This is a genomic window from Mesorhizobium sp. 2RAF45 (genome assembly GCF_052115225.1).
Lineage (GTDB): Bacteria > Pseudomonadota > Alphaproteobacteria > Rhizobiales > Rhizobiaceae > Mesorhizobium > Mesorhizobium jarvisii.
This window is the reverse complement of the sequence record NZ_JBFRGG010000031.1, coordinates 1-5,000: the sequence shown is the minus strand read 5'-3', so window position 1 is coordinate 5,000 and position 5,000 is coordinate 1. Positions and strand designations below refer to the sequence as shown.

Here is a 5,000-nt window from a genome sequence, read left to right as displayed (position 1 = left end):
ATCAAATCCCGCACAGGATTTGATCCAGGCGACAATCCCTTCGGGATTGCGCGGATGGGCATTGGCAATGAGAACGATCAAGTGTCTTAAGGGCAATTGGTGGATGCCTTGGCATGCACAGGCGATGAAGGACGTGATACGCTGCGATAAGCTACGGGGAGGTGCGAATACCCTTTGATCCGTAGATTTCCGAATGGGGAAACCCACCTAAGGTACTTGGAAAATCAGAGCAGCAGGGTGACTTGCTGCTGTGGTTTCCAAGTATCGATAATAGGTAACTTACCCTGAATACATAGGGGTAAAGTGGCGAACGCGGGGAACTGAAACATCTAAGTACCCGTAGGAAAGGACATCAACCGAGACTCCGGAAGTAGTGGCGAGCGAACCCGGACCAGGCCAGTGGCGATTGAGAGACAAGCGGAACCTTCTGGAAAGTAGGGCCATAGTGGGTGACAGCCCCGTACGCGTAATGCAATCAATCGTCCTCGAGTAAGGCGGGACACGTGAAATCCTGTCTGAAATTGGGGGGACCACCCTCCAAGCCTAAGTACTCGTGCATGACCGATAGCGAACTAGTACCGTGAGGGAAAGGTGAAAAGCACCCCGACAAGGGGAGTGAAAGAGTACCTGAAACCGATTGCCTACAAACAGTGGGAGCCCGCAAGGGTGACCACGTACCTTTTGTATAATGGGTCAGCGACTTAGTGTGACGAGCAAGCTTAAACCGCTAGGTGTAGGCGCAGCGAAAGCGAGTCTGAACAGGGCGTTCAGTTCGTCGCATTAGACCCGAAACCGAGTGATCTAGCCATGAGCAGGTTGAAGGTAAGGTAACACTTACTGGAGGACCGAACCCATAACTGTTGCAATAGTTCGGGATGACTTGTGGCTAGGGGTGAAAGGCCAATCAAACTCGGAAATAGCTGGTTCTCCGCGAAATCTATTTAGGTAGAGCGTCGACCGAATACCCCAGGGGGTAGAGCACTGGATGGGCTAGGGGTCCTCACCGGATTACCAAACCTAACCAAACTCCGAATACCTGGGAGTACTAGTCGGCAGACACACGGCGGGTGCTAACGTCCGTCGTGAAAAGGGAAACAACCCTGACCTACAGCTAAGGTCCCCAAGTTATGGCTAAGTGGGAAAGGATGTGAGGATCCCAAAACAACCAGGATGTTGGCTTAGAAGCAGCCATCATTTAAAGAAAGCGTAACAGCTCACTGGTCTAAATAAGGGTCTTTGCGCCGAAAATGTAACGGGGCTAAAGCCATACACCGAAGCTTAGGGTTCGTGAGCAATCACGAGCGGTAGCGGAGCGTTCTGTAAGCTGATGAAGCCATACCCGTGAGGGGTGGTGGAGGTATCAGAAGTGCGAATGCTGACATGAGTAACGTAAGGGGAGTGAGAGACTCCCCCGCCGAAAGACCAAGGGTTCCTGCTTAAAGCTAATCTGAGCAGGGTTAGCCGGCCCCTAAGACGAGGCGGAAACGCGTAGTCGATGGGAACCACGTTAATATTCGTGGGCTTGGAGGTAGTGACGGATCATTGAGGTAGTCCAATCTTATCGGATTGAACGGGCTGCTGCGTGGTTCCAGGAAATAGCTCCTCCTTATAAACCGTACCCGAAACCGACACTGGTGGTCTGGTAGAGTATACCAAGGCGCTTGAGAGAACTATGCTGAAGGAACTCGGCAAATTGCACGCGTAACTTCGGAAGAAGCGTGACCCTTTTCCACGCAAGTGGAGGAGGGTGGCACAGACCAGGGGGTAGCGACTGTTTATCAAAAACACAGGGCTCTGCGAAGTCGCAAGACGACGTATAGGGTCTGACGCCTGCCCGGTGCTGGAAGGTTAAGAGGAGGGGTGCAAGCTCTGAATCGAAGCCCCAGTAAACGGCGGCCGTAACTATAACGGTCCTAAGGTAGCGAAATTCCTTGTCGGGTAAGTTCCGACCTGCACGAATGGCGTAACGACTTCCCCGCTGTCTCCAGCATAGACTCAGTGAAATTGAATTCCCCGTGAAGATGCGGGGTTCCTGCGGTTAGACGGAAAGACCCCGTGCACCTTTACTATAGCTTTACATTGGCATTCGTAGTGGCATGTGTAGGATAGGTGGTAGGCTTTGAAACCTGGGCGCCAGCTCAGGTGGAGCCACCCTTGAAATACCACCCTTATTACTATGGATGTCTAACCGCGGCCCGTTATCCGGGTCCGGGACAATGTATGGTGGGTAGTTTGACTGGGGCGGTCGCCTCCTAAAGAGTAACGGAGGCGCGCGATGGTGGGCTCAGAACGGTCGGAAATCGTTCGCTGAGTGCAATGGCATAAGCCTGCCTGACTGCGAGACTGACAAGTCGAGCAGAGACGAAAGTCGGTCATAGTGATCCGGTGGTCCCGCGTGGAAGGGCCATCGCTCAACGGATAAAAGGTACGCCGGGGATAACAGGCTGATGACCCCCAAGAGTCCATATCGACGGGGTTGTTTGGCACCTCGATGTCGACTCATCGCATCCTGGGGCTGGAGCAGGTCCCAAGGGTATGGCTGTTCGCCATTTAAAGCGGTACGTGAGTTGGGTTCAGAACGTCGTGAGACAGTTCGGTCCCTATCTGCCGTGGGTGTAGGAATATTGAAAGGATCTGTCCCTAGTACGAGAGGACCGGGATGGACGGATCTCTGGTGGACCTGTTGTGGCGCCAGCCGCATAGCAGGGTAGCTATATCCGGACGGGATAACCGCTGAAGGCATCTAAGCGGGAAACCCACCTTAAAACGAGTATTCCCTGAGAACCGTGGAAGACGACCACGTTGATAGGCCGGGTGTGGAAGAGCGGCAACGCTTGAAGCTTACCGGTACTAATAGTTCGATCGGCTTGATCGTTCTCATTCCTTATGCYCATCTGACAAGGTCAGATGGTTTGTTCTCACTCACGCTTGTTCCGCCCTGCGGGCGGCGCTACGTGGGTGCGGTGCATCAGCGCCGACGGTCGGTCGACCTTGCGAAGCTTCGCTTCGAAAGGCGCCAAGATCAAAGAACGTCCAAGGCACAAAAAACAGCTTCTCGAACAACGTGCGTTTTGCCGACCTGGTGGTTATGGCGGAGCGGCTGCACCCGATCCCATTCCGAACTCGGCCGTGAAACGCTCCAGCGCTGATGGTACTTCGTCTCAAGACGCGGGAGAGTAGGTCGCTGCCAGGTCTGCTAAACGCACGTTGAACTCACATCCAATCGGATGTCAGTGAAATCTTCTCTCTACGAACAAGGCCCGCCAAGGGACCACGGGCCGCGYAAGCGGCCCTTTCATTTGGTGAGCCATCTACCTATTTGTAGGCTTGCGCTTACATCCAATGGTGACGCGGGGTGGAGCAGCCCGGTAGCTCGTCAGGCTCATAACCTGAAGGTCACAGGTTCAAATCCTGTCCCCGTTTAGCCGTGGTGCCCGGCGAGTTAACCCTCATCAGCCGTCCGCAACGAGGCCTTGCCGACGCCGCCGGTCAGAAACGCAAAGCCTCTCCCCAAAACCAAATCATAAACGGCCCGCCTGGCTCAAACCAGCGGGCCGTTTTGCGTTTGGAGCCAACGTCGCCAACGGCTGCCTCCCGCCCAGCGGCCCGCAAGCAGACAAAACCGAAGCCGCACGACAGATAAGCCAAATCCCTCTCCCCAAAACCAAACCAAAATCGGCCCGCCTGGCTCGAACCAGCGGGCCGTTTTGCATTCGAGCCCAATGGAAGAACGCCCGGCAACGACCGAAGCGAACAGCGAAAGCCGAATCGGAGCGGCGACCGCAACCAAATGCGAAGTGAATTTAGCAGGCGGGGGCTACTGTCTCGGCCAGCCTCAGTGCTCGTCGGCTCGCTTTTATGACGGAGAGTGGATCGTCGGAGTTGTCGATCGCGGGCCTGGTTCCTCGATCGCGCCGGCGTCAGCGGATCTGGGGCGATATCTCGGTTGTGCAGAATCGGCGAATCAAGCCCTGCGGAATAATCCGAATCAAAGGCAGAGTACCGCCGAATCGGCTAGTTCTGGCAATAGGTGACATCTATTGCTATCTTCTTATGACCGGACATTCTTTCCAGAGGTTGCCATGCCCAACTACGCCCTGAACGACCATTATGAGAGCTTCATCAGGAAGCAGCTCGAATCGGGTCGTTACAACAATGCCAGCGAGGTCGTCCGCGCCGGCCTGCGCATGCTCGAGGATTTCGAGGCGGAGCGGGAGAGATGGCTGCGCGAGGAAATCCCTGGGCGCCTGACGGATCTCCAGCAGGATCCGGCCAAGGGGATTCCTGCCGATGCGGTGTTTTCCCGGCTGGAGGCGCGCCATCGCGCGAAGCTGGCGAAAGCCAAGTAGGGGATGGAGTACCGGATTGTCTTCCATCCCATGGCGGAAGCCGAGCTCGGACAGCTCTATGACGACATAGCCGAGCGGGCGTCGCCGGCGATTGCCTGGAATTTCGTTGTCGGCATCCGCGACCATTGCCTGGGTCTATCGACTTTTCCACAGCGCGGCGCGGAGCGGGTCGAGATCATGCCCGGGCTGCGGATTGTTGGTATCGGCGCGCCGTCAGCATCGCTTTCGCGGTCGAGAGCGAACGGGTGTTGATCCTGGGCATCTCTTACGCTGGGCGGAACATCACGCCGGAATTGCTGGAAGACCGGCTCTGAGGCGTTGCCTACGCTGGCGCGGCGATTGAAATCCACCAGGCAGGACAGCCGGTTTTCAGGCCGACGCGGGTGTCCCGCGTCGAGGGAGTGGTGAGCCTCGGCAACACCGATCGCTGGCGGAGCGCCACCCACATCGGCCAAGCCAACTCACGAATTTCGGCCTTGTGGATATGCCGACGAGAAATCCAAAAAACTTTGGTTTGGTGTGTTGACAGTTTGGATTGGTGGCGACTATATACGCCTCACGAACGAGGGCGGTGCGCCGCTGGCGACGAAGAAGTTTGCTTCTAAGACTGCCCTCAGCGAAATTCAAGAGAGCCGCGTGAGCGACACTCGA

At 55.9% G+C, this 5,000-nt stretch carries 1 protein-coding gene, 1 tRNA gene, 2 rRNA genes and 1 pseudogene; all 5 read left to right on the top strand.

Annotation, left to right across the window (positions count from 1 at the left end):
* Positions 1–75 precede the first annotated feature (75 nt).
* The 5 genes and pseudogenes from AB4Z43_RS33400 to AB4Z43_RS33380 all read left to right on the top strand — a co-directional run bounded on the left by AB4Z43_RS33400 (position 76) and on the right by AB4Z43_RS33380 (position 4,663).
* A 23S ribosomal RNA gene (locus AB4Z43_RS33400) occupies positions 76–2,875 on the top strand.
* Positions 2,876–3,078: 203 nt separating this feature from the next.
* Positions 3,079–3,193: ribosomal RNA gene (gene rrf, locus AB4Z43_RS33395) — 5S ribosomal RNA — on the top strand.
* A 156-nt stretch (positions 3,194–3,349) separates the two neighbouring features.
* Positions 3,350–3,423 (top strand) — tRNA-Met (locus AB4Z43_RS33390).
* A gap of 659 nt (positions 3,424–4,082) precedes the next feature.
* A complete protein-coding gene (locus tag AB4Z43_RS33385; protein ID WP_240564716.1) occupies positions 4,083–4,349 on the top strand; it encodes a type II toxin-antitoxin system ParD family antitoxin in 267 nt (88 codons plus the stop codon).
* 3 nt (positions 4,350–4,352) lie between these two features.
* Positions 4,353–4,663 (top strand): annotated as a pseudogene (locus tag AB4Z43_RS33380) (type II toxin-antitoxin system RelE/ParE family toxin).
* Positions 4,664–5,000: the final 337 nt, after the last annotated feature.